Source organism: Microbulbifer pacificus (genome assembly GCF_033723955.1).
Classification (GTDB): Bacteria; Pseudomonadota; Gammaproteobacteria; order Pseudomonadales; family Cellvibrionaceae; genus Microbulbifer; species Microbulbifer pacificus.
Genome location: NZ_CP137555.1, coordinates 4,142,888 through 4,167,672 on the forward strand (window position 1 = coordinate 4,142,888; position 24,785 = coordinate 4,167,672).

Annotated in this window: 18 protein-coding genes; 12 read left to right on the forward strand and 6 right to left on the reverse strand. The window is 58.8% G+C overall.

The features are described from left to right. Nucleotides 1-12: 12 nt before the first annotated feature. A complete protein-coding gene (locus tag R5R33_RS17550) occupies nt 13-450 on the reverse strand; it encodes an OsmC family protein (protein ID WP_318953991.1) in 438 nt (145 codons plus the stop codon). Nucleotides 451-668: 218 nt separating this feature from the next. Between R5R33_RS17550 and R5R33_RS17555 the strand changes: the two genes are divergently transcribed. The 4 genes from R5R33_RS17555 to R5R33_RS17570 all read left to right on the forward strand — a co-directional run bounded on the left by R5R33_RS17555 (nt 669) and on the right by R5R33_RS17570 (nt 5,430). Further along, nucleotides 669-1,901: an acyltransferase family protein gene (locus tag R5R33_RS17555; RefSeq protein ID WP_318953992.1), complete on the forward strand. Its 1,233-nt coding sequence runs from the start codon at nt 669-671 to the stop codon at nt 1,899-1,901. A gap of 188 nt (nt 1,902-2,089) precedes the next feature. Then, the gene (locus R5R33_RS17560; protein ID WP_318953993.1) at nt 2,090-3,226 is read left to right on the forward strand and encodes a thiolase family protein; all 1,137 of its coding nucleotides are present in this window, start codon (nt 2,090-2,092) and stop codon (nt 3,224-3,226) included. Between the two features lie 70 nt (nt 3,227-3,296). Further along, nucleotides 3,297-3,860, forward strand: a complete 564-nt coding sequence (locus tag R5R33_RS17565; protein WP_318953994.1) for a TetR/AcrR family transcriptional regulator — start codon at nt 3,297-3,299, stop codon at nt 3,858-3,860. A 67-nt stretch (nt 3,861-3,927) separates the two neighbouring features. Further along, a complete protein-coding gene (locus R5R33_RS17570; RefSeq protein ID WP_318953995.1) occupies nt 3,928-5,430 on the forward strand; it encodes a bifunctional 2-methylcitrate dehydratase/aconitate hydratase in 1,503 nt (500 codons plus the stop codon). Nucleotides 5,431-5,448: 18 nt separating this feature from the next. On the opposite strand, the gene R5R33_RS17575 is transcribed toward R5R33_RS17570, so the two are convergent. Beyond that, nucleotides 5,449-5,898 (reverse strand): GNAT family N-acetyltransferase, encoded by a 450-nt coding sequence (locus R5R33_RS17575; protein ID WP_318953996.1) that lies wholly within the window; start codon nt 5,896-5,898, stop codon nt 5,449-5,451. 8 nt (nt 5,899-5,906) lie between these two features. On the opposite strand from R5R33_RS17575, the gene R5R33_RS17580 reads away from it, so the two are divergent. From R5R33_RS17580 to R5R33_RS17590, 3 genes are all read left to right on the forward strand, one after another. Next, nucleotides 5,907-6,527 carry a tRNA-uridine aminocarboxypropyltransferase gene (locus R5R33_RS17580; RefSeq protein WP_318953997.1) on the forward strand — a complete coding sequence of 207 codons (621 nt, stop codon included), beginning with the start codon at nt 5,907-5,909 and terminating at the stop codon, nt 6,525-6,527. A gap of 25 nt (nt 6,528-6,552) precedes the next feature. Next, nucleotides 6,553-7,257, forward strand: coding sequence for an SDR family oxidoreductase (locus R5R33_RS17585; protein WP_318953998.1), 705 nt, complete (start codon nt 6,553-6,555; stop codon nt 7,255-7,257). Nucleotides 7,258-7,475: 218 nt separating this feature from the next. Then, entirely contained in the window at nt 7,476-8,885 is a 1,410-nt protein-coding gene (locus R5R33_RS17590; protein WP_318953999.1) for a M14 family metallopeptidase, read from the forward strand. 66 nt (nt 8,886-8,951) lie between these two features. Here R5R33_RS17590 and R5R33_RS17595 read toward each other — a convergent pair whose 3' ends face one another. Beyond that, complete coding sequence (locus R5R33_RS17595; protein ID WP_318954000.1) at nt 8,952-9,383, reverse strand: hypothetical protein; 432 nt, start codon at nt 9,381-9,383, stop codon at nt 8,952-8,954. 172 nt (nt 9,384-9,555) lie between these two features. Here R5R33_RS17595 and R5R33_RS17600 point away from each other — a divergent pair, with 172 nt between their 5' ends. From R5R33_RS17600 to speB, 4 genes are all read left to right on the forward strand, one after another. After that, the gene (locus tag R5R33_RS17600) at nt 9,556-10,263 is read left to right on the forward strand and encodes an ABC transporter ATP-binding protein (protein ID WP_318954001.1); all 708 of its coding nucleotides are present in this window, start codon (nt 9,556-9,558) and stop codon (nt 10,261-10,263) included. Further along, nucleotides 10,239-12,677 (forward strand): ABC transporter permease, encoded by a 2,439-nt coding sequence (locus R5R33_RS17605; RefSeq protein WP_318954002.1) that lies wholly within the window; start codon nt 10,239-10,241, stop codon nt 12,675-12,677. The genes R5R33_RS17600 and R5R33_RS17605 overlap by 25 nt, the downstream gene beginning before the upstream one ends. Next, a complete protein-coding gene (locus tag R5R33_RS17610) occupies nt 12,670-13,749 on the forward strand; it encodes a lipocalin-like domain-containing protein (protein ID WP_318954003.1) in 1,080 nt (359 codons plus the stop codon). Before R5R33_RS17605 ends, R5R33_RS17610 begins: the two co-directional genes overlap by 8 nt. Nucleotides 13,750-14,098: 349 nt before the next feature. Beyond that, nucleotides 14,099-15,013, forward strand: a complete 915-nt coding sequence (gene speB / locus R5R33_RS17615) for an agmatinase (RefSeq protein ID WP_318954004.1) — start codon at nt 14,099-14,101, stop codon at nt 15,011-15,013. 104 nt (nt 15,014-15,117) lie between these two features. Here speB and R5R33_RS17620 read toward each other — a convergent pair whose 3' ends face one another. Next, nucleotides 15,118-16,902: a cytochrome-c peroxidase gene (locus tag R5R33_RS17620; RefSeq protein WP_318954005.1), complete on the reverse strand. Its 1,785-nt coding sequence runs from the start codon at nt 16,900-16,902 to the stop codon at nt 15,118-15,120. Between the two features lie 385 nt (nt 16,903-17,287). After that, nucleotides 17,288-19,024, reverse strand: coding sequence for a cytochrome c peroxidase (locus tag R5R33_RS17625; RefSeq protein WP_318954006.1), 1,737 nt, complete (start codon nt 19,022-19,024; stop codon nt 17,288-17,290). Nucleotides 19,025-19,552: 528 nt separating this feature from the next. On the opposite strand from R5R33_RS17625, the gene R5R33_RS17630 reads away from it, so the two are divergent. Beyond that, entirely contained in the window at nt 19,553-21,742 is a 2,190-nt protein-coding gene (locus R5R33_RS17630; protein WP_318954007.1) for an OsmC domain/YcaO domain-containing protein, read from the forward strand. Between the two features lie 97 nt (nt 21,743-21,839). Here the strand turns inward: R5R33_RS17630 and R5R33_RS17635 are convergent, their stop codons facing one another. Further along, entirely contained in the window at nt 21,840-24,785 is a 2,946-nt protein-coding gene (locus R5R33_RS17635) for a M16 family metallopeptidase (RefSeq protein ID WP_318954008.1), read from the reverse strand.

The window sequence follows — 24,785 nt, forward strand, 5'->3', positions numbered from 1 at the left end:
TAAACGATACGGTTAATATTTAACCGCCACCTCGGCATTCAGTGTCACCTCGGCATTCAGCGAGTTGGTCACCAGGCAACTTTGCTCGGACTTCTCCAGCAGCTTTTGGGCCTTCTCCAGATCCGTGCCCTCGGGCACTTCCAGCTTCGCATTCACTTCAAACGCGGTGAAGCAGGTCTTGCGGCCGTCTTTGTCCAGGGTGCCGGTGGCACTGCAGTCCAGCGCTGTCCATTCGAGTCCATTGAACTTGGCGATGGCGCGAAACGTGAGGATGAAGCAGTCGGCGACCGCCGCTACCAGCAGATCTTCCGGCGACCAGTGATCACCGGGGCCGCCAAACTGCGCCGGCGGTGCTGAGACCAGAGGAGTGACGCCCTCGGTGGTCAGGGTGATGTTGCTTTCGGCGGTGGCACTCGCGGTGACCAGGTAATGGTGGGGAAGGGCTTGCATGGGGTCTCCAGAAAAATGAGCGGTTTTATCTTGGCAGGGTAGTCTCGACATATCCCCGCCGCCAATGCATGCTGATTTGGCGGATTTTTTTATACCAGAATGCCACGGCTTGTCTTTGATCTAACGCAGGTCAGCTTGTTGTGCGCATTGCGAATCACCGTTTTGCAGTAAGGCCAAGGCGTAATTGTCTAGGCGCATTTGGCTTATGGAGCAATAGCATGGCAACCTCCGAAACCGGGCGTCGATACGATATCGACTGGCTGCGCACCCTTGCATTCACGGTGTTGATTCTGTACCACCTGGGCATGTACTACGTGGCCGACTGGGGCTGGCATATCAAAAGTGCGCAGACCTCAACTTGGCTGCAGAACCTGATGGTCCTCACCGGCCCGTGGCGGATGTCACTGCTGTTCTTTATTTCGGCGATGGCCCTGGCGCTGTTGCAGAACCGACCCAGCACGCGCGGCGTGCTGGAGCAGGTGGGGCGCAGGACGCGGCGGCTGATGGTGCCGCTGCTGTTTGGCATGTTCGTGATCGTGGTGCCGCAGGTGTATTTCGAGGCACTCAGCCAGGATCTGATCGCACCGGGTTATTTCCAGTTCTGGGGTCATTACGTCAATCCGCGCACGGATTTTCTGCCCGAACTCCACACGCCTATCGGCCTGCTGACCTGGAACCACCTCTGGTTCCTGCCGTACCTGTGGGTTTACAGCTTGCTGCTGATTGCACTGCGCGGACCGCTGTATCTGCTGTCGCAAACTAAAACCTTTCAGCGGGTACCACCGTTGCTGGCGATCACCGCGGTGATCGCGGTCCTGGCCGCCATCTGGCTGTGGCTGCATGGCAGGTTCCCGGAAACCCATGCACTGCTCGATGACTGGTACAACCACGGGCGCTACCTGCTGGTGTTTGTCTTCGGTTACCTGTTTGCGCTGCAGCCGCGCTGGTGGCAGTTCGTCATCGATCGGCGCGTGGTGTTCATGTGCCTCGCCATCGGTTGCTATGCGCTGATTGTCGCCGACCGCAATGGCGCTTTCGACGGACTGCATGCGGATGTTGCCGCTCACCCGGCCATGCGCTTGCTGGCTGGCACCGTTGTGGCACTCAACCTGTGGGCGTGGATCTTTGCAGTGGTGGGGTTTGCCGGCTTCTACCTGAATCGCCCGAGCCGGCTACTCAGCTACACCAATCCGGCCATATTGCCCTGGTATATGTTGCACCAGACCTTGATCATCATCTTCGCCTGGAGCCTCAAGTCGCTGACGCTGCCGATCGGGCTGGAGGCGGTGATACTGCTGGCATTGACCGTAGCCGGTTGTTTTGTCGGTTATGAAATCATCCGGCGGGTAAACGCCCTGCGGTGGCTGTGTGGTATGGACGTTCTCAAAGGCGGTATGAACAAAGGCCGTAAGCGGGAGGCGGCGGCATCCGGGGTGATCTCTACACCCTGACGACCTCACAATCCCGCGGCCTTACGCAGTGGGAGCTGGCTCGCCATATAAGCACCTTGTCTCTGATTTTTTCATAAGATCCGGTTATAAGATGATGATCGACATCTATTGGTTATTTTGAATGATGGGCATAATATAGCGCGCGGGCGGCACCCGGCCGCTCATCTGATTGCCACAGGAGCACGACTATGCCGTCTATCGTTATCGCAGGTTACAAGCGCTCGCCGTTTCACTTTGCCCGCAAGGGCGGGCTGGTGGATGTGCGACCGGATGATCTCGCCGCCCAAGTACTGCGCGGTCTGCTGGATTCCCTGGATGTGAACCCGGCGGAAATTGAGGATGTGATCATGGGCTGTGCCTATCCCGAGGCGGAGCAGGGCATGAACATCGCGCGCATCGCCAGCTTCCGTGCGGGCTTCCCACAGCATCTGGGGGGCATGACCATCAACCGTTTCTGTGGCTCGTCCATGAGCGCGGTGCATTATGCCTACGGGCAGATCGGGGCGGGTGCCGGCGAGGCGTTTATCGCTGCCGGTGTGGAGTCCATGACGCGGGTACCCATGGGCGGCTTCAACATATCGCCGAACCCGACACTGCTGGAGAATTTCCCGCAGGTGTACATGTCCATGGGCCACACCGCCGAAGAGGTAGCCAAACGCTACGGCGTCAGCCGGGTGGAGCAGGAGTCCTTTGCGGTGGAATCCCATGGCAAGGCGGCGGCTGCGCAGCAGCACGGTTTGCTGGCGCCGGAAATTATCGCAGTGGAAACGCCGAATGGGCCTGTGTTCGAGGACGGCTGTATTCGTCCCGGTACCAATGCGGAAGCGCTGGCGCAGCTGAAGCCTGCGTTTGATGGCACCGTGACCGCGGGCACTGCCTCGCCCTTGACCGATGGCGCCGCCGCGCTGCTGGTGTGTACCGAATCCTTCGCGCGCAGTCGCGGCCTGGACATCCTCGCGCGGATCAAGGCGGTGGCGGTGGCTGGCTGTGCACCGGAAATCATGGGCATGGGGCCTGTGCATGCCACCCGCAAGGTGCTGGACCGCGCCGGTCTCAGCATTGCGGATATTGGCCTGGTGGAAATTAATGAAGCCTTCGCCAGCCAGTCCATTGCCTGTGTGCGCGAACTGGGGCTGGATATGGCGCGGGTCAACCTGCATGGCGGCGCCACCGCGCTTGGGCACCCGCTGGGCGCGACCGGTGCGCGTATTACCGGCAAGGCAGCGGCACTGTTGCGCGATAGCGATGAGCGCTATGCGGTGGCCACCCAGTGCATCGCCGGTGGCCAGGGCGTCGCGACCCTGCTGGAGCGCGTTGATTCCTGAGTGCAGCGGGGAGTAGGTGTTGTGTGATTTCGTCGTTAATATGACATGCGACATTTGAAGTGAGGGCGCCATGCGCTATTCCAAAGAACACAAGGCCGAAACCCGTCAACGTATCGTCGAAGAGGCCTCGCGGCGTTTTCGCCGCGACGGCATCGGCGCCACCGGTTTGCAGGCGCTGATGAAAGCGCTGGGGCTGACCCACGGCGGATTCTACGCGCACTTCAAATCCAAGGACGACCTGGTGGAAACCGCACTGCAGCACGCGGTGGAAGAGCGCGACGAGGCGGTGGATGAGTTTTTGAGCGCGGACGAGCCGCTGCTGACGCTGATCGAGCAGTATCTGTCGGTAGCACACTGCAAGCACCCCGAGCAGGGCTGCCCGCTGCCGACCATGGCCGCAGAACTGGGCCAGCGCGGCGAACCCAGTGCCACCACGGATCAGCTGGTAAAGAAACGCCTGGAACAGATCGCGGCAGGGCTCGGCGGCGATGAAAACGCGGATGAGCGCAGCGTGCTGGTGTTGTCCGCCATGGTCGGCGCCCTGCAGCTGTCGCGCAGTGTGAAGAACAAGCGACTTGCCGACCGCATTCTGAAAACCACCGGCCAGCTTCTGCAGGAAATGGCCGAGCCGTAAAAGCAGGTCCAAGCGCTCAGCGTAGCGCCGTGGCTATCCTTGTGTGAGAGATCCACGAGGAGCCCCAGTGAACGAGAGCTATACCGTCGCCCGCAATATCCGCCCGGATTACGACCAGGTGATCCAGGATATTGCCGACTATGTGCTGGATTACCGCATCACTTCCGATGAGGCGCTGGATACGGCGCGCCACTGCCTGATGGACAGCCTCGGCTGCGCGCTGCTGGCACTGCAATTTCCCGAATGCACCAAACTTCTGGGGCCGGTGGTTGAGGGCACGGTGGTGCCGAACGGTGCCCGTGTGCCCGGCACCGATCTCTGCGTGGATCCCATTAAGGCTGCGTGGAATATCGGTTGCTGTGTGCGCTGGCTGGATTTCAACGACACCTGGCTGGCGGCGGAGTGGGGCCATCCGTCAGACAACCTCGGCGCAATCCTCGCGGTCACCGATTACCTGTCGCAGAAACAACTCGCTCAGGGCCGGCCGCCATTCAAAATGCGTCAGGTGCTGGACGCGATGATCCGCGCCCATGAAATCCAGGGTGTGCTGGCACTGCAAAACAGCTTCAACCGGGTAGGGCTGGACCATGTACTGCTGGTGCGGGTGGCCTCCGCCGCCGTGGCCACCATGTTGAAGGGCGGTAACCGCGAGCAGGTGATGGCGGCCGTGTCCCAGGCCTGGGTGGATGGCGGGGCGCTGCGCACCTATCGCCACGCGCCCAACACCGGTTCGCGCAAATCCTGGGCGGCCGGTGATGCCACCAGCCGCGGTGTACAGCTGGCAGAAATCACCATGCGCGGAGAAATGGGTATTCCCGGTGCGCTCAGCGCCAAGCAGTGGGGCTTTTACGATGTGCTGTTCAGCAGGACCGTCGCCAACCAGCAGCTGAAGCCTGAAGCCGAGCGGCAATTCACCTTCCCTCAGGGCTACGGCAGCTACGTGATGGAAAACATCCTGTTCAAGCTCTCGTTCCCAGCGGAATTCCACGCGCAGACCGCGTGTGAGGCCGCCGTGATCCTGCATTCACAGGTCAAGGAACGGCTCGAGGACATCGAGCGCATCGTAATCACCACCCACGAATCCGCCATTCGCATCATTTCCAAATCCGGCCCACTGGCGAATCCCGCCGACCGCGATCACTGCCTGCAATACATGACGGCGGTGCCTCTGATTTTCGGAGACCTGCAGGCCGAGCATTACGCAGACAGCTTCCATCGCGCCCATCCAGAAATCGACCAATTGCGGGAAAAGACGGATGTAGTAGAAGAAGCTCGCTACTCGGCCGACTACCTGGACCCGGCCAAGCGCTCCATCGCCAATGCGTTACAGGTATTTTTTGCCGATGGCACCGCCACAGAGAATGTGGTTGTGGAATACCCGGTAGGGCATCGGCGACGCCGCGCGGAGGGGATTCCGCTGCTGGAGCAGAAATTCAGGGCCAACCTCGCCACGCGCTTTCCGGCGGAACGCTGTGAAGCCATCTATGCGCGGTGCAAAGACCAGACGGCCCTGGAAAACACTCCAGTGAATGCGTTTATGGATCTGTTTGTAACGGAGGGTGCGGGTTAACCCGGGGAGGGCAGTAGACTAGGGCAGCACCTGAAAGTGCATCAGCACAATATCGCGCCCCTGTTTTTGGTAGGTGTGAAAGCGATCGATAATCGCCGAGGGCAATCCGGCCTCTCCCACCTCCTCATAGCCCAGGGATTCGTAAAACGGCACCAGATGCCGGTAGGGGAAGGTGAAGGTGCTGTCGTCATAGGCTTCCGCCATACGAGCCAGAAGAAACCGCGCCACGCCGCGGCCGCGATAAGCTTCCGCCACCCCGACACCAGCCAGCAACTGGCTGTCCGTCAGTTTGCGCAGCGAGCCACAGGCAATAATCTGGTTCTTACCGTCACGGATCACCATACAGGGATCGTGCCGCCGCGCTTTGCCGCGAAAATTATGGGTGCGGTAGAATTTGTTGGCTAACGGCATTTCCGCATCGGAGAGCCACTGGGCAGTCAACGTATCAGTAGAAAAATCCGGTTCCATATCACCCTATGCCACGCGAAATCTGCCCAACTTGCCAACGCCCCCTCAAGGTCTGCTACTGCAGCGCGCTGGTGCATATCCCCAATCGGATAAAGGTGCTCATCATACAGCACCCCCTGGAACAGAAGCACCCGTTCAACACCGGGCGCATGGCGCACCTGTGCCTGGATAACAGCGAATTGATTGTGGCGGAGGCGCTGTCGGACGAAGAGCTGGCACAGCTGCTGAAGTCCAGATCTGCACTGCTGTATCCCTCACTGAGCTGGTTGCCGGAAGTGGAACAGCTGAAGCCCGGAACGCCGCAGGCCGAGTCGCTGGAGCAGCTGGTGGTGATTGATGCGACCTGGCGGAAGTCCAAGAAAATGCTGCATTTGCATCCGGTATTGCAGCGATTGCCGCGTGTGAGCTTTGAGGGGCAGCTGCATTCCAATTACCAGATTCGCCACTCCTCGCTGGAGAACAGCCTGTCCACGCTGGAAAGTATTGTGGTGGCGATGCAGGAACTGGAGCCTGAGCATGATTTTGCGCGGATACTGGAACCATTCCAGAAAATGATTTCACTGCAGACCAATCTCACGGGAACCGAAAAACCAGAAATGGAAAATCGTTCCGAGCCGTTCGCAAAATAGAAATTAAATTTGAGGAGCTATGGCCGTGACCAGACAGAAAGTCGCCGTGGTAACCGGTGGTGCACAGGGTATCGGTAAGGCAATTTGTGATGCGTTTGCGGAGCAGGGTGTTGCCGTGTGTTCGATCGACCTGCAGGGCGGTGTCTACTATGTGGGAGATATTGCCGATGAAACGGTGCTCAGATCTTTTGCGGCTAAAGTCATCTCGCAATACGGGGCAATCGATTATCTGATCAATAACGCCTGCCTGTCGCGGGGCGGATTGAACAGCTGTTCCTATGAAGATTTCAATTACGTACTGCGGGTTGGAGTGGCGGCGCCGTTTCTGCTGAGCCAGTTGTTTATGGAGCACTTCAATAGCGGGGCGTCCATTGTGAATATCTCGTCGACCCGCGAGCACATGAGTCAGGCGGATACCGAAAGCTATACCGCCGCCAAGGGCGGTATTGGCAGCCTGACCCATGCCATGGCGATGACCCTGCGCGGAAAGGTCCGGGTGAATGCGGTTTCCCCGGGCTGGATTGATACCTCAAATACGCACTTCACCGGCGCCGATGCCAGCCAGCACCCCGCTGGCCGTGTGGGTAATCCGGCGGATATCGTCAATGCGGTGATGTTCCTGTGCGATCCGAAAAACAGTTTCATTACTGGCCAGGACATCACAGTGGATGGCGGTATGACAAAGCAGATGATCTACCACGACGATCAAGGCTGGGCGTATAACCCGTAATCCTGGCAGGAGTTGTCTCAGGCCTGGTTCGTTGGAGCGGCTATTCCGCCAGTCGCCACTTGGCTAATATCCGGCCACTTTGCCATTTGCAGATAATGGCGAAATTGCCAAGTGGTTCCCCCTGATCTTTTCCCTATCGCATTGCATTCGCTGTACCAGTTGTGGAATATTTTATTCGCGCAAGCCTCTGCTAAATCAATAACGAATGAGTGTGAACCATGGCCAGACGACTTTCCCTGCTGCTGGGTGTATTCCTTTCCGTATCCAGCCCCTCGCTGTTGGCGGCGGACGAAAGTGATTCTTACCTGAATTACAAGATTCCCGGCCTCGATAAGCCAGCCATCCGGCAGGGCGACATACTGCCGCTGCTGCAGGGATTGCAAAAATCCCCACTGCTGCGCGTCGAGGAAATTGCGCGCTCCTATGAAGGTCGGCCGATTTCCAGCGTGAGTATCGGCAGGGGCGATACCCGGGTGATGATGTGGTCGCAGATGCATGGCGACGAGCCTACCGCAACGACCGCGCTATTCGATCTGCTCGCCTTTATCACAGCACCTGAGCAGGCACAGTGGCGCGAAGGATGGATGGACGACCTCACCCTGGTGATGGTTCCGATGCTCAATCCGGACGGCGCCGAGCGCGTTACTCGCCACAATGCACAGAGCTTTGACGTGAATCGCGATGCGAAGGCGCTGCAGTCGCCGGAAGGGCGCGCATTGATGAGCCTGGCCAAGTCCTTCAAGCCTGAATTCGGATTTAACCTGCACGACCAGAATCGTCACTATGGGGTCGGGCAGACGGACAAGATGGCCACCATTTCGGTATTGGCTCCCGCCTATAACGAGGCGCGCGAGGTCAATGCCAGTCGCGCCCGTGCCATGAAGCTGATTGGCCTGCTTACTCAGCGCATTGGCCCAGTTATTGGCGATCATATCGCCAAGTACGATGACACCTATGCGTGGCGTGCCTTTGGCGACACCTTCGCGGAAATGGGCATCAGCACCATCCTGATCGAATCCGGCGCTCACCCCAATGATCCCAACCGCCAGGTTGCGCGCCGCATGAATTTCGAGATGTTGGTGGCGGCCATCGACAGTATTGCCAGCGGCAGTTACCAGCCGGTGTCGGTGGGGGTTTACGATGCGATTCCGTTTAACCGCGATGAGGCTTTTGTCGATGTAAAGATCGACAATGTACGCGCGGGGGATGGCGATAAAGCCTATCGGACTGATATCGCGATCAATCATCGCTATGGGTCTGTCAGCGTGGTTGATGTGGGCGATCTATCCAATAAACATGGAGCGTTGAGTGTCGATGCTGGCGGTGCTCACTATCAGGCAGCCAAAGCCTTTCAACTCGAGAAGACCCTGGAGTTGACGGACCGTCGCTATCTGGAGCTTCTGCGCAGTGGCTACGGGTATTTCGTCGGCGACAGTGAATTGCTGGTGAAGGAAACCCAGTGGCCGGTGGTGGTGAATCCGGCAAACCTTGAGGGTGAACGTCCCGCACGCCGTCAAACCGCAACCTTCCTGCTTAAGGATGAGGCGGGTGTGCGTCTTGCCGTGCTCAATGGGGGGGTGGTGGATGTGCGCAATGGCACTCTTTTGGCGCTGGATCTAGAGCCGTAATCTACGGCCTAGAGCGGAGTCTGGGCGCGCGGAACACCTCAGGTTCCGCGCGCGTGTGCGCTTCTGTCAGAAGCGCAGGCGAACACCTAAAGCGCCATCCACGTTAAAGCCTTCTTTGTTGTCGTTGTCACTGAAGGCGAAGTTGGGCACCGCCTGAATATAGGCCTGCAGGCTGGGGGCAATGCCGAAGGACAGACCTACCGGCAGGCGCACGCCGGCTTTGTCGTTGTAGCTGTCACGTCCGCCATCCTCGTAAAAGAGGCCGCCGTCGATATACGCGTGCAGGGTTCTGCGATCATTGCTGAGGTTCTGCAGGCGGAAATCTACCGCCAGAGCGTCACTGTTGACGAAGAACGAGGTCCCGCGAAATTGTGCGGTCACGCCGGTGCCCAGATCGTAGGCCAGGCCGATACCGAAACCGGAATTATTGCTGTAGGCGAGCGATGGAGCGCTGATAAACGCCGCCAGCAGCGGCAGGGCGATACGGAGCAGTTTCATAGGTACCTCTAGGTTGGGTGGCTTCAGGGCGGCGAGTATAGAGCAGCTGTGGCGTTATTTGTTGCGGCATATCACAGTGTGCCGAGCCTGGTCTCATTGGCACTTGAAGGTCGCCGGGTAGCCTTTGGTTGTCTCAGCGCCCGGTGCGATAGACTTGTTGGCGAACCCAGCGATGAGTCTGCCACGGCGCCCTATGAACGATGCCCTGATACAAGCCCGGAAACTCAGCAAGTCGTACCACAATGGCCGCGAGCAGATCTGCGTGCTGCGGGGCGTATCCTTTGCGCTGCGTCGCGGCGAGGCGGTGGCGGTGATCGGGCCTTCGGGCTCAGGCAAGAGTACGCTGCTGAACCTGCTCAACGGCCTGTTGGCACCGGACAGCGGCGAGTTACGGGTGTTTGGTAACCCGCATACCGCGCTGACCGAGGGCGACTGGGCCGAGTTCCGCCGCACCCGCATTGCCACGCTGTTCCAGGATGGCAACCTGATCCCCACGCTCACCGTTGCCCGCAATATCGCGTTTCGCGCCGGGCTGGCTGGCCTGCAACAGCACGCTGGCGAGGCGCTGTTGCAGCAGCTGGGTATTGCCGACACCGCGCAGCGTTATCCCGATCAACTCTCTGGCGGCCAGCAGCAGCGGGCGGCGCTGGCCTGTGCCTTTGCCATGCAGCCGCAGCTGATTCTCGCCGATGAACCCACCGGCAGCCTCGACTACGCCACCGCCCAGCGGGTGGCGCCACTGTTTTTCGATGCCATCCGCGAGCGCGCGGTGGGCGCGTTGATCGTCACCCATAACCCGGAACTGGCCGAGCGCTGCGACCGGATTCTTGAACTGCGGGAAGGAGACCTGCGTCCATGGGACTCGGCAGTGTCTTCCTGAGCCATTACCGCCGCCATCCGGGCCAACTGCTCGGACTTCTGCTGATCCTGGTATGCGCCGCGATGCTCTGGAGCGGGGTGCGTTCGCTGACCGGCTCGGCGGAAAGTGCGGTGGCCCGATCCCGCGCGGCGCTCGAGCCATTGCTGAGTGTCGCCCGTGAGGATGGGCGCCCACTACAAGTAGAAGATTTTGCGCGGCTGCGGCGGGCGGGGCTCTGTGCATCGCCACGGCTGGACGTGCGTTTTGCGGGCAGCGAGGCTCCCGATGTTATCGGGCTCGACCCATTTACCAGTGCCTGCCTGCGCCAGTACCGGGCACCGGAAGAGTCCACGCAGGCGCAGGGCGAGGATTCCTATGCGACGGTGGTGGCGAGACTGATCTCGACGCTCGATCGGCCACTGCTGCTGGGGAGTGCCGCGGATTACGCCCGCTGGCAACAGCTGGCGCTGGCGGGTACCGGGGATTTCCAGTTCGAGCAGCTCGAAGGCCTGCCGCGCGGGCAGCTGTTCACCGATATCTCGGTCGCGGCAGATCTCGCCTCCAGCGGGCGCGCAACTCTCGCCATTCTGCTGCCGGCGGCGGAGCTGGAGAAATTGCTGCTCCCCGAGGGCTACCGCACCGAGGTGGAAGACTATGGGGTGGAGCCGGACCCGCTGGTGGATGCGTTTCTTCTCAGCCTCAATGCCCTCGGCGCACTGACATTGCTGGTGGCGGCGCTGCTGGTGCGCAGCGTATATCGCTTTGCCCTCGAACAGCGGCGTCGCAGCCTGGAAATACTGGTGCGTTTTGGCGTGCCCCCCGGCAAGTTGCGCATCGCACTGCTGGCGGAGGTGCTGCTGGTCGCACTGGTCGGCGGCAGCCTTGGGCTTTGGCTGGGCGGGCGCTTGGCATCGGCGATGGCGGCGGGTTTCCAGGGAACCCTCAATGGCCTGTTCAATGTCGATACCCTAATCCAGGGCGCACCTACGGCGGAAGCCTGGCTCGGTATGGTGCTGATTCTTGTGCTGCTGGTGGGGTGGGCCGGTATGGACCTGCTGATTCTGCGGCGGGTGCAGTGGGGCGCAGCGGCGGCTTTCGGGCAAAGCGCGGGCAGGGGCGGCGCCCGCAACTGGCGTATTGTGGTGGCGTTGCTGCTGGTAGTGGCGTCACTGCTCGCGCTGTTGGCGACCGATGCGTTGTGGCTGATTTTCACCGCCACCATGGGCTGCCTGATTGGCGTCGGCATGCTGTTACCGGAGTTGTTGAACAGCCTGCTGGCGCGCGCCGAGCGCCACGCCCACCGGCCGCTGCTGGAGTGGTCCTGTTCCGAAATGCGTACGTTGTGCCGGCTGCTGGACCTGCCGCTCACGGCACTGGCGTTTGCCATTGCCACCGCCATTGGTGTGCAGGCCATGGTCACCGGTTTCGAATCCACCTTTGCCCGCTGGCTCGACCAGCGCCTGCAGGGCGATCTGTATATCGACCCCGGCCAGCGAGTCGCGACCAGTGAGTGGCGGGAGCAACTGCAGCAGCTGTCCGGCGTAAACGCGGTGTTGCCGATGGTGCGCGGGCGGGCCTTGTTGGAAGTATCCGACGTGGATGCGGCGTGGGGCGAATTGCCGGTGGATGTGTTCGCGGTCGATCCAGCCTCGCCGTTGCTGCAGGAGTGGCCCTTCCTGTCTGCGATCAAAGACCCTTGGCCGCAACTACAGACGCGCGGTGTGCTGATCAACGAGCAGCTGGCACGCCGCCAGTCCCTGGCGCTAGGTGATCGCATCCGGTTTCGCCTCGGTGCCGAATCCGTGTCGCGGGAGGTGATCGGCATCTATGCCGATTACGGTCGCCCCGAGGGCGAGCTGATGTTGCCGCTCGCACTGGTGCCGGATTCACTGCCCAATCGCTATTCCACCTTTGTGCTCGGCGTGAGCGATGCGCAAAAAATCCACTGGCAGGACTGGCCACAGCAATATGCGTGGATGGCCGAAAGCCGCCTGCGGGATCAGACGGGCCTGAAGAGTGCCGCCCGCGCGGCCTTTGCGCGAACTTTCCAGATGACGCGGATGCTGAACGGCCTGACGCTCGCACTGGCGGGCACCGCGCTGGCATTGATGGGGCTGGTGATATTCCGTCTGCGGCAGGGGAGTTACACCTTGCTGCATGTGTACGGGGTGCCGCGCACAAGCCTGCGCCGTCGACTGATTGCCCACAGTATGCTGGTGACCGGTTTGCTTGCACTGCTGGCGACGCCGCTGGGGATTTTCCTCGGCTGGGTACTGGTGGCGCGGGTTAATCCCGCCGCGTTTGGCTGGGCGCTGCCGCTGCATCTATATCCTGGGTTCTGGTTTCAGGTGTGGCTGGTGTGCCTGCTGATCGGCGCGCTGGTGGGTGTGTTCGTGGGCAACCCGGTGTGGCCGGAGACACTAAAGAATGAATAGAAAAAACACCGCACTGCGGCGGGTATGTTTCGTTCTTTTTCTCCTCGCCGGTTGTGCAAAAGAAACTTCGCCGGAGAACTCACTCGGGGCGCTCAGTGATCCTCCGGAGGGTTTCCGCCAGGCGCAAGCGGGGATGACCATCAGCCTGCCGCGGGATCTCGGCGCTCACCCCGAATACCGCCTGGAGTGGTGGTACCTCACCGCCAATCTGCACAGTGCGGATGGCGAGCAATTCGGCGTGCAATGGACGCTGTTCCGCAATGGCGTGAAACCCGGTCCCTACGCGGAGACCGAACCGGGCTGGCAGCGCAACGAACTCTGGCTAGCCCACGCGGCACTCAGCCGCCCAATTGATCACCATTTTGCCGATCGTGCCGCCCGCGGCGGTACCGGGCAGGCCGGGGTAACCGCACAACCGTTCAAGGCATGGATCGATCACTGGCAGCTTGAAGCCATCGATGCCGATAACTGGACTCTGGCGGTGGACGGTGAGGACTTCCGCTACCACCTGAAACTGCAGCCGCGCCTGCCGGTGATCCTGAATGGCGAACAGGGCTTCAGTGCCAAATCCGCCGCTGGCGGTGGCTCCATGTATTTCAGCTATCCGTCACTGTCGATTAAAGGCGAGGTGGAAGTCGGCGGTAAAACATTTCAGGTAAGCGGGCAGGGCTGGTTCGACCGCGAATGGAGCAGCCAGTACCTGAAGCCGGACCAGCAGGGCTGGGACTGGCTGGCCCTGCACCTGCAGGATGGTCGTCATCTGATGGCATTCCGGGTGCGCGGCGCCGATGATTTCTACTCCGCCACCCTGGTCGCCGCAGATGGCAGCGCGCAAACCCTGGACGCCCGCGAATTCACTCTCAGCCCCATCCAATACCGCGACAGCCGCTACGGCGAGGTACCCGTGGTCTGGCAGTTGAAAGCGCCCGCGGCGGCAATCGACCTCCAGATCCAGTCCTGGCCTGGTGATTACTGGAACAGCGGTGTCATGCGTTACTGGGAAGGGCCGGTCACGGTTGGCGGAAGCCATGTGGGGGAGGGCTATCTGGAGATGACTGGTTACGGCGATTAAGGTTTTCTTATGCTTGCTCTATGACGCTCAATATACGTGTGCAGTTGTGGTTCGGAGCTGCCCCAACTGGTCACAAATTATTTGTTTTGGTGGGCTCCGGGTGCTTGCAAGTGAAGCTTCTTCGGGCATACTGCGCGGGCGGTTGAGTCCGCCGTCGCAAACATCACGACAATTAAACTTGATGTCCGTTCTGGGTGCTGGGATCCCACAACGAGAGTGTTGCCAAGGCATCTTCTCGTACCCAACGCACCGCCTCTGGTTCGCATGCGAGAGACCCCGGCATTAGTCCCTTTTTTTTATCCGCGCGTTGACTGATTGATCGTGGCCGGATTGGACTCAGGAACCTCTCATGACTGATACCCGTTTCTTAGCTGAATTCTCGAACACCTACGCCAATATTTTTTCGTTCTGCGGCCTACCGTTGACCCGTGACCTCGACGGAGCGGACGCCGTGGTAATGGGTGTACCTTTCGATCTGGCCACCACCGGCCGTTCGGGTTCCCGTTTCGGGCCCTCCGGCGTTCGCCAGGCTTCCGCGCAGCTGCGCTGGGAGAACAAGCGCTGGCCTTGGACTTTCGCCCTGGGCGACCGCCTGAACGCCATCGACTACGGCGACATTGTGTTCCGCGATGGTGACAGCGCGGCGATGGCGGCGCTGGTTGAGCAGCATGCGGACCATATAGTCTCGGCGGGTAAGACCCTGCTGACCCTGGGCGGCGACCACTTCATCACGCTGCCTCTGCTGCGTTCCCATGTGCGCAAGCACGGTCCGGTGGCGCTGCTGCATTTCGATGCCCACACCGATACCGAAGCGACAGATTACGTCTACAACCACGGTGCCATGTTCCACCACGCGGTACAGGAAGGCCTGCTCGATACCGAGCGCAGCATCCAGGTGGGCATCCGCACCGAGTACACGGCGGAAACCCACAAGTTCGAGGTGCTGGACGCGGCCTGGATGAACAACCATTCACTGGAACAGAACCTCGAGCGCATTCGCGCGCGGGTAGGGGGTGCGCCGGTTTACCTGAGCTTCGATATCGACTGTCTGGACCCGGCTTTCGCCCCCGGTACCGGTACCCCGGTGATGGGAGGCCTGACCTCCGATCGCGCGCTGCAGATTATTCGCGGTCTCGGTGATCTGAACATCATCGGTATGGATGTGATGGAAGTGGCTCCGGCCTACGACCACGCGGAGATCACCAGCCTGGCCGGTGCCACCCTGGCGCTGGAGATGCTGTACCTGCTGGCTGCACGAAAGTGAAGTAATCCGGTTTGCGGCGATTGAAGTGGCCGTGAACGGGTGAAATACAAAAAAGCGCTGGGCTGCCTGGAGATAAACGGCCCAGCGCTTTTTTTTGCGGCTTCCTATTCCAGACTGCTCCAGTCCTCGCCCAGCAGACTCATGGCTTCATCGAGACTGATACAGTCATCGCTGGTCGTGCCTTCATCGCAGACCAACGTCCCCAGGTCACCGGAGCCGAGTTCTCCGGCGAGCGGGTTCACCACACCGAATTGCAGTAGTACGGGCGGCTTTGCGTTATGCGAATCGCTCAGTGTTTCCATGTAGGCCACCAGCGCTTCCTCGTGCGCTTCTGTTACCGGCATATCCGGTGTGCCCAGACCGCCGGCGATGAACGGCGGTGTTGCGCCGCGCGGAAACTCCGGTGTTGGCCAGCAGTTGTTTGCCAGCGCTACTTCTTCGGTTAATGGCGTTCCCTCAGCAATATCACCTGCCGCCATCAGGTCTTCGCATTTAGGCAACGTGTCGCGGGTGACATAGAAGTGGACCAGGCTCTTCAGGCTCTTGAAATAGCCGTTATGCGAAAATGCTTTGGTAAAGTCACCGGTTACGCCTTTCGCGACATTGCGTACCGTCAGTACCCTGAAGAAGCCGTCGCCGTGAGTTTGGCTACTGGTGACCGCACTGAGGCCCACATCCAGAAGGTTGTTGGGTTTGGGAATATCGGGATTCATCGGTACGCCGATATTGTGGAAGCCCTGGTCGACGTAAATCTGCTCCAGTTCAGATCCATCGTCGCTGTCCGGATTGTCGCTATGGCAAAAGGCGCACTGCATCGCGGGCAGGTCGTCCCGTGCCAATACACCTTGCGGTGCTGGTGATCCGGGTGGGCCAAACGCCGGGAACTTCCAGTTGTAAAACAGATCGTGCCCGAGATTTTCCTGTTCGGTAAACAGCACCAGTGGGAATTTCCCGTATTGCTTATCCGGGTTAGTTTTCTGAACCGCCTTCACCATCTTGCAAACTGCGGAATCCTTGTAGTCCTTATAAGTACTGTCGATGCAGGCGAGTTCGGCGCGGAGTGCCAGGTCGCGCTTGGAGGAGAAGGAGTTGATATCCGGGGAATGCTGGTAGGCGCCAACCGCAAACATCAGCCGCTTGAAGCTGATATCGACAAAGGTCTCGTCGCCGGTAGCGATATCGGTATTGCAGTTCAGGTCGACCCCCCAGGCCTTCTTATAAATCCACGCATAGGCGGAGTTGGCCACGGTCTGGCACACCAAATAGGGTGACATATCCTGCTCGGCAGTATTCGGGATAGGGTTGAATGCCTGGTCCGAAATCGCGCTGATATATTTTTTATATTTTTGGGCACGTTGTTTTTTGATGTTGTAGAAAATCTCTTCGCCGATATGCTCTGTTGCGCCCATTATCAGGTCGAGCAGGGATTCCTCTTCGGTGACGGCCCGCCCCATGGCGCGGCCGTCATAGAAGTTTCCACCGCAATAGTTCTGGGCGCCCGTGCCTCTGAGGGCAGCGCCACCGCGGTTGCAGGGTTGCAGCGGAATGAAAAAACTCGCATAGGTGTTGGTCGGTGGCTTTCTTCCACCGACTTCCAATCCGTTCGCACTGGTGACGGCGACTTGCAACAGGTTGGTCTCAGAGTCGCCATTGGTGCCACCCGCAAATGGCTCGTGGCAACTCACACAACCCATCTCACCGGAACTCGACAGACTCTTGTCAAAAAATATGTGCTTGCCCAGCAATTTCAGGGCGTGGTCTTCACCGAGTTTGGCATTGGCTGATCCAGCGCCTGCGGCAAATAGGTTACTGCTCAGTGCGAGTGCTATGGGGGCAAAAAGTAGTGATGGCGCCGTGAAATATTTCGGGCGCCGTAGATTCCAGTCCATTGATTACATCTCCAAAGTGCAACTTAGCCGTATGGGATTGCTGAAATCACTCGAGGCCTAGCGATCCCGCCGAATTTTATTCGCCCCCGTTGCTACGTTTGTCGATGGAGGGGGATCCCTATCGATAGGTGTCGCGCAGCTCTCACTTATTCGAATTACTGCTGTCGTGATGTTAGTGCGAGGGGAGTTGGCTGGGGGCGTTTACCAACAGATTTTGATACTAGGAGAGTTTGAAAAACATTCAGGTGGGATTGCTGCCTGGAAGGCGATTGAAGCGCCGTTTTTTGCACTCGCGTACCAACTAGCGGGTGAGATAGTTGGCATGATGAAATTGACGTGCAAAAAAGGGGGCCATCGGCCCCCTGGTATTTCCAATCTACCGATCTTACTGATCGGCGCTCAGCCAGTCTTCTCCGAGCAATTGCATCGCCTCTTCGAGACCGACACAGTCACCCCTTGTCGCACCTTCGTCGCAGATCATGCTGTCGAGGTCATCTCCACCGAGTACCGATGCAAGCGGATTTCGCACGCCAAACTGCAACAGCACCGGAGGTTTCGCATCGTGGGTGTCGCTCAGGGTCTGCAAATATGCCACCAAGGCGTCTTCATGTTCTTCAGTTACCGGTTGTTCCGGTGTGCCGAGCCCGCCGACCAGATTAGTGGGACTCGCGAAAACGGGAAACTCCGGCGCCGGCCAGCAGTTGTACTTCAGTGCGACGGCCTCGGTAAGTGGGGTATCCAGCGGCAGAGGTAGTCCCGCGTCATCCAGTAAATTCCCGTTGGCCAATCTAGTGTTACAGGAGTCACCCAACGTGCTACGAGTGACATAGAAGTGCACCAGGCTTTTCAAGCTCTTGAAGAAGCCATTGTGGGTATAACCCTTGGTGAATTCGTCACTGGCTCCCTTGGCGGTATTGCGTAGCGTCACTGCGCGGAAGAATCCATCGAAATGGGTCGGTCCATCGAGGCTGCGTGTGATCTTCGCCACGCCCACGTCTTGGCCGGCAAGGGCCGGGATTTCCGGGTTTGGTGGCGTGCCGATATTGTGGTAAGCGCGATCTGAGTAGATCTGTTGCAGTTCGGTGCCGTCGTCCAACCCGGGATCGTCGCTGTGGCAGAAGGCACACTGCGTCGCTGGCAGGTCCGTGCGCGTTCTCTGTATCCCCGCGAATTGCACATTGTAGAAAAGATCGTGGCCGAGATTTTCCTCGTCGGTAAACAGCACCAGCGGGAACTTACCATACTCCTTGTCGGGGTTGGTTTTCTTCAGCTTCCGCACCATTCTGCACACTGCCGGATCCCTGTGCCTCCGAAGGGTTTTATCAACACAGGCGAGCTCGGCGCGCAACGCCAGATCGCGCTTCGACGAGAAAGAATTTTTATCCTTCGAGTGCTGGTAGGCGCCAACCGAAAACATCAAACGCTTGAAGGTGATATCGACAAAGGTGTCATTACCAGTGGCAATGTCGGCGCTACAATTCACGCGGACACCCCAGGCCTTTTTGTATAAAAATGCGTAACTGGAATTAGCTACGGTCTGGCACACATCGTAACGCGACATGTCCTGTTCGGCGTCATTGGGGATTGGGTTGATGGCCTGATCCGAAATCGAGCTGATGTATTGTTGATAGCGGTTTGCCTTCCGCTGCTCAATATTGTAAAAAATCTCTTCGCCGATGTGCTCTGTGGCTCCGAGGATCAGATTGAGAAGGGATTCATCTTCGGTTTTCATGCGCCCCAGGGCGCGTCCGTCCCAAAAATTACCACCGCAGTAACGTTTCCCGGTAATCCCTTTCTCTGTATCGGTGATTGGGCTTGGACCGCCGCGATCGCACTCTACGAAGGGGCCAATAAAGCTGGCGTAGGTGTTCGTCTGCGGTTTTCTTCTCCCAAGGTCAACACCGTTCGCACTGGTTACCGCTACCTGCCGAGCGTTGATTTCCGAGTCACCATTGGTGCCGCCGGCGAATGGCTCGTGGCAACTAACGCACCCCATCTCACCGGAACGCGAAAGGCTCTTGTCAAAGAACACATGCTTGCCCAGCAATTTCAGCGCGTGGTTCTCACCCAATTTGGCATTATCCGCGTCTTTGCCGTGGCCAAAGGCGGTAGTGCTGAGCACCAATATCGCCGACGCAAGAACGAGAGGTGGTGCCTTGAACAACTTCCGATGCCGTTTACTACATTCCATTTTGTACCTCTAAAGTGGAATTTCCCGCAGCGGGGTAACCGAATTGACCGGTGCTCCCGAAGTGCAAGACTGGGAACTCTGGCCCGTCCATCTACTAGAAAAACTAGAAGGTGATCAAAATGTGGCCAATTTGTGCGTGAGGTTATGTGGATTGTCGTGTCTATTTTTTGTGCGCAATTTCAAATTTAGGGGCGCGATTTTTGGTTTGGTGATTTGGGTGCGCGTATTTACTGGTGATATTGAGCGAGCCAAAAGAAGTGGGCCTACTCCTTGAGTAAACCCAAAAGGTGAGCTGTCGCGCCAGATGCAGTCCGGCAGTTTTTGGACTGCCAGCAGTTAAAATTACGTGCGAATCTTTCGACATTCAGGTCCAGAATATCGAGACAATCCCGGCAAAAGCTGGATAATGCCGCGCCTCAGGCTATTGCCCGCCACGTTCCCCAATCCCGGTAGTGCCAAATGGAAATCAACGTCAACTTCCTCGACAACCTCAGACTTGAAGCCAAGTTTGACGACTTCACGGTCATCACCGACCAGCCCATCCGTTACAAGGGGGACGGCTCGGCGCCGAGTCCGTTTGACTATTTCCTGGCGTCTTCCGCGCTATGTGCGGCGTATTTCGTGCGGGTGTACTGCCTTTCCCGCGATATCCCCACCCACAATATCCGCCTGTCGCAGAACAACATCGTCGATCCGGAAGACCGCTATAACCAGATCTTCAAGATCCAGGTGGAGCTGCCTGAGGATATTTCCGAGAAAGACCGGCAGGGGATTCTGCGCTCCATCGACCGCTGCACCGTCAAGAAGGTGATCCAGACCGGACCGGAGTTCCAGATCGAAGAAGTGGCGAACCTGGCGGAAGACGCGCAGGCACTGCTGATGGTGCAACCGGATGCGGAGCACCAGACCTATATCGAGGGCAAGGATCTGCCGCTGGAGCAGACCATTGCCAACATGACCAAGATCCTGGCGGATCTCGGGATGAAGATCGAGATCGCTTCCTGGCGCAATATCGTGCCGCACGTTTGGTCGCTGCATGTCCGCGATGCCGCGTCACCGATGTGCTTTACCAACGGTAAAGGCGCCACCAAAGAGGCGGCGCTGTGCTCCGCGCTGGGCGAATTTATTGAGCGCCTGAACTGCAATTTCTTCTACAACGACCAGTACTTTGGCGAGGAGATCGCCAATGCCGAGTTCGTGCATTACCCGAACGAGCGCTGGTTCGAGCTGGATGAGGACGACGAATTGCCGGAAGGTATTCTCGACGAATACACCTTGGCCATTTACAACCCGGAAGGGGAGTTGGCAGGGTCGAACCTGATCGATACCAATTCCGGTCGTATCGACCGCGGCATCTGTTCGTTGCCTTTTGTGCGTAAGTCAGACGGGGAGGTGGTGTATTTCCCCTCCAACCTGATCGAAAACCTGTTCCTCAGTAACGGTATGAGCGCGGGTAATACCCTGGCGGAAGCTCAGGTCCAGTGCCTGTCAGAAATCTTCGAGCGCGCGGTGAAGAAGGAAGTGATCGAACAGGAAATCGCGCTGCCGGACGTACCGCGTGATGTGCTGGCCAAATACCCGGATATTCTCGAGGGCATCAAGGAGCTGGAGAAGCAGGGCTTCCCGATCCTGGTGAAGGACGCATCCCTCGGCGGGCAGTTCCCCGTCATGTGCGTGACATTGATGAATCCGCGCACCGGCGGAGTATTCGCGTCTTTCGGCGCACACCCGAGCCTGCATGTGGCATTGGAGCGGAGCCTTACCGAACTGATGCAGGGGCGCAGCTTCGAGGGCTTGAACGACGTGCCGCCGCCCACCTTCAACAGTTTGGAAGTCACTGAGCCGCACAATTTTGTCGAGCACTTTATCGACTCCACCGGCGTGGTGTCCTGGCGTTTCTTCAGCGCCAGTGCGGATTACCAGTTCGTGGAGTGGGATTTCTCCGGAAACCATCACGACACCAATGACACCGAAGCCAACCGCCTGTTTGCGATCCTCGAAGACATGGGCAAGGAAGTCTACATGGCGGCTTATGATGACCTGGGTGCACCGGCCTGTCGGATTTTGGTGCCCGGCTATTCCGAGGTGTACCCGGTGGAAGACCTGATCTGGGACAACACCAACAAGGCGCTGGATTACCGCGAGGATATCCTCAATCTGCATATCCTGGACGACGATGCGTTGGAAGATCTGGTGGAGCGGCTGGAAGAGAGCCAACTCGACAATTACGAGAAGATCACCACCCTGATTGGTGTCGAGTTTGACGAGAATACCGCGTGGGGTCAGTTGACCATTCTCGAGCTGAAACTGCTGATTTTGCTGGCGTTACAGCGTCACGAAGAAGCGCTGGAACTGGTTGAAACCTTTCTGCAGTACAACGACAACACCGTCGAGCGCGGACTCTTTTACCGTGCGGTGCAGGCGGTGCTTGAGATTGTTTTGGAGGACGATCTGGAGCTGGACGATTACATCGTCAACCTGTGCCGCATGTTCGGTGACGAAACTATGAGTGCCGTTGTGAGCTCGGTCGATGGCAGTGTGCGTTTCCACGGTCTGACCCCGACCAACATGCAGTTGGAAGGCCTGGACAAGCACCTACGCCTGGTCGAGAGCTACAAAAAACTGCACGCGGCGCGGGCGGCGAAGTGACTTTGCTCTCATCTGGCTCTGATATCTAGAAGATTAAGAAACTAAAAAAGCCCGCTAATTAGCGGGCTTTTTTGTTGGTGTATTTGGCGGGGTAATGTCAGAGGCTAGCGGATGTCTCCGCTTCAGGGGTTTCTTCGGCTTCTTTCACGTAACCGTCTTCGTCCAGCTCGACAATCGGCATGCCCAGTGCTTCCACATCCTTGCGAATACTTGCCGCATCGCCGACCACGATAATTGCGAGGTTGTCGGGGTCGAGCATGTCGGTGATGACCTTGTTGAGGGTCTTGCGATCGGTTTCCTTGAGGATTGCGTTCTGCTGCGAGCGGTAGTCCAGCGGCAGGTTGTAGCGCATGATCGAACCGAGTAGACCCAGCTTGGCACCTGGTGTCTCGTAGCTGCGCGCTTCCTGCTGACCAATGGAGGAACGCATATAGCTGAATTCCACATCGGTCATGCCGTCGCGGTCATAGGCGGCAAGCTCCTTGAGGGCTTCGCTCAGTGCGTCTGCGGTAGCTTCTTTTTTCACTTCCGAGCTGAACACATACATACCTTCTTCGGGCTCGCCCTGCAGGTAAGTGCGAGCGCCGTAGGTGTAGCCCTTGTCTTCGCGCAGGTTCAGGTTGATGCGGCTGTTGAAGTTGCCACCCAGCGGGAAGTTACCCAGGTTGGCCAGGTAGTAATTGCCGAGCGCGTCGTAGGGCATCGCGGGCTGGCTCACCAGCAGGCTCGACTGGGCCGCGCCCTCCTTGTCCACCAGGTATACCGTGCGCCCCTTGATTTCCGGCTTTTGGAAAGCGATTGCCGGGTGTACCGGCTGCGACACCTTTAACTTGGCAAGGCCATCCAGTGCCTTGACGATGGTGCCATGGGGCAGGCTCGTGCTCACTGTGATTCCGCTCAGGTGCGCGGGGAAGTGGGCCTCGTAGTAGCCCTTGATATCTTCAAGGGTGATTTCGGTAACGGTACGAGGGATGCCGCTGGACGGGAAGCCGAGCGGGTGTTCCGGCCCGCGCATTACCGCACCCAGGGCGCGAGTGGCGAGACCTTGTGGGGTCTTGCGCGCTTGCTGGAGGCTTTCGATGGTCTGTTGCTTGATACGGGCGAAGTCCTCTTCGGTGAATGCCGGCTTAAGGATGCGCTCCATCATCAGCGCCATGCCCTCGTCGAGATGCTTGGCCAGTACGTTGAGGTTCACGGTGGTCTCGTAGTAGCCAGATCTGACGCTGATGCTCGCACCCAGCCGCTTCAGGGCTTCGGTGAACTCGGCGGCGTCGCGCTCGGTGGTGGCTTCACTCATGAGGTCGGTCATCAGTGAGGTCAGGCCGGCCTTGCCGTTGGGTTCGTCGCGCTGGCCGAAATCGAACACGGCCTGCACGGTGACGGTGGGTGTTTCGTCGTTTTGTACGGTCAGCAGGCGCACGCCATTTTCGAGTTTGCCGTCATTGATCGCGGGCAGTTCCACCTGCGGGTTCACCCCCGGGGTGGGCTGTACGCTGCGGTCAAAATTGTCTTTCAGCGGGCGCAGTGCCAGTTCTTCTTGTTTATCGGCGAAGCTCTCGGGCAGGGTACGCTTCCAGGTAAAGTTCTGCTCGGCGGCCGCCAGTTCCGGTTTGCCGTTGGGCACAACGCTGAGTAGTACCGCCGGTTTGCCCGCGATGTACTGTTCGAATACGCGGGTAACGTCGTCGGTGGCAACAGACAGGTAGGACTTGATCTCTTCGTCGATGCCTTTCGGGCTTCCGGTAAAGGTTTCAAATGCCGCCAGGGTGGATACCTTGCCGGCTACCGACTGCAGGCCGAATACACGATAGGACTCGTAACCCGCCTTGAATTTCACCAGGTCATCTTCGGTCACACCGCGCTTGGCGAACTCGGTGAGGGTTTCGCGCACGGCCTTTTCCATTTCCGCCAGGGATTCGCCGGATGCGGGGTTCTGGATCACGATAAACCACATCTCACAGGCGAGCTCTTTACACGAGTGGGACACGCTCGCGGAAACCGCACGACCCGTCTGTACCAGGCGCTTGTACAGCATGGAGTCCTGACCCTGGCCGAGTATTTCCGCCGCCGCATCCAGTGCGGGTTCATCCACGTGACCGGAATAAACGGTAGGGATCATGACCGCCAGCGCGGGCAGGTGGATGTTGTCTTCCAGGGTGAGGTAGCGGTCGGCGGTGAGGGTTGCGGGTTGCTTGGGCAGGTTTTTGACTTCCGGGCCTGCGGGAATGGAGCCGAAATATTTCGCGACCCATTCCAGGGTTTTTGCCTGGTCGATGTCACCGCCGATGGTCACTACCGCATTGTTGGGGCCGTACCAGCGCAGGAAGAAACGTTTCAGATCGTTCACGTCAGCGCGGTCGAGGTCTTCCAGCCAGCCGATGACCGGCCAGGAGTAGGGGTGGCCGTCCGCATAGGTGGCGGCGAACATGGTTTCCAGGGCGCGGCCATAGGGGCGGTTGTCTACCCGCTGCCCGCGTTCGTTTTTCACGGTCTCGCGCTGGACTTCAAACTTTTCTTCGGTGACGGCTTCCAGCAGTGCGCCCATACGGTCCGACTCCAGCCACAGCACAGTTTCGAGCTGGTTGGCCGGTACGGTTTCGTAATAGTTGGTACGGTCGGTGTTGGTGGTGCCGTTCAGGGTGCCGCCGGCCTCCTGAACGAGGCGGAAATGCTCTTCATCCGCCACGTTCTTCGAACCCTGGAACATCATGTGCTCGAAGAAGTGGGCGAAGCCGGAGCGGCCGGCATCTTCGCGGTTGGAGCCCACATGGTAAGTGACATCCACATGCGCCAGCGGGTCCGAGTGATCTTCGTGCAGAACCACCGTCAGGCCGTTGTCGAGGACAAACTTGCGATAGGGGATTGCGATTTCCGCGCCGTCCCCGTTGAACGTTTCTACCAGGGTGACGCCCGCGGGCAGCGTGATCTGGCTGTTGGAAGCTGCATCTTGCGGGGTTGCTTGCGAGGCAGAATCCTCAGTTCCCTTGCTGCAGGCTGCGAGCAGCGCAGCGGCGAAAATCAATGAGATTTTGGTGCGGTGCAT

Excerpts from the sequence above, each read along its gene's own strand:
- R5R33_RS17555 (WP_318953992.1), top strand. The coding sequence starts at position 669 with ATGGCAACCTCCGAAACCGGGCGTCGATACGATATCGACTGGCTGCGC.
- R5R33_RS17595 (WP_318954000.1), bottom strand. The coding sequence starts at position 9,383 with ATGAAACTGCTCCGTATCGCCCTGCCGCTGCTGGCGGCGTTTATCAGC.
- R5R33_RS17630 (WP_318954007.1), top strand. The coding sequence starts at position 19,553 with ATGGAAATCAACGTCAACTTCCTCGACAACCTCAGACTTGAAGCCAAG.
- R5R33_RS17605 (WP_318954002.1), top strand. The coding sequence starts at position 10,239 with ATGGGACTCGGCAGTGTCTTCCTGAGCCATTACCGCCGCCATCCGGGC.
- R5R33_RS17610 (WP_318954003.1), top strand. The coding sequence starts at position 12,670 with ATGAATAGAAAAAACACCGCACTGCGGCGGGTATGTTTCGTTCTTTTT.
- R5R33_RS17600 (WP_318954001.1), top strand. The coding sequence starts at position 9,556 with ATGAGTCTGCCACGGCGCCCTATGAACGATGCCCTGATACAAGCCCGG.
- R5R33_RS17550 (WP_318953991.1), bottom strand. The coding sequence starts at position 450 with ATGCAAGCCCTTCCCCACCATTACCTGGTCACCGCGAGTGCCACCGCC.
- R5R33_RS17590 (WP_318953999.1), top strand. The coding sequence starts at position 7,476 with ATGGCCAGACGACTTTCCCTGCTGCTGGGTGTATTCCTTTCCGTATCC.
- R5R33_RS17560 (WP_318953993.1), top strand. The coding sequence starts at position 2,090 with ATGCCGTCTATCGTTATCGCAGGTTACAAGCGCTCGCCGTTTCACTTT.
- R5R33_RS17635 (WP_318954008.1), bottom strand. The coding sequence starts at position 24,785 with ATGCACCGCACCAAAATCTCATTGATTTTCGCCGCTGCGCTGCTCGCA.
- R5R33_RS17620 (WP_318954005.1), bottom strand. The coding sequence starts at position 16,902 with ATGGACTGGAATCTACGGCGCCCGAAATATTTCACGGCGCCATCACTA.
- R5R33_RS17565 (WP_318953994.1), top strand. The coding sequence starts at position 3,297 with ATGCGCTATTCCAAAGAACACAAGGCCGAAACCCGTCAACGTATCGTC.
- R5R33_RS17580 (WP_318953997.1), top strand. The coding sequence starts at position 5,907 with ATGCCACGCGAAATCTGCCCAACTTGCCAACGCCCCCTCAAGGTCTGC.
- speB (WP_318954004.1), top strand. The coding sequence starts at position 14,099 with ATGACTGATACCCGTTTCTTAGCTGAATTCTCGAACACCTACGCCAAT.
- R5R33_RS17575 (WP_318953996.1), bottom strand. The coding sequence starts at position 5,898 with ATGGAACCGGATTTTTCTACTGATACGTTGACTGCCCAGTGGCTCTCC.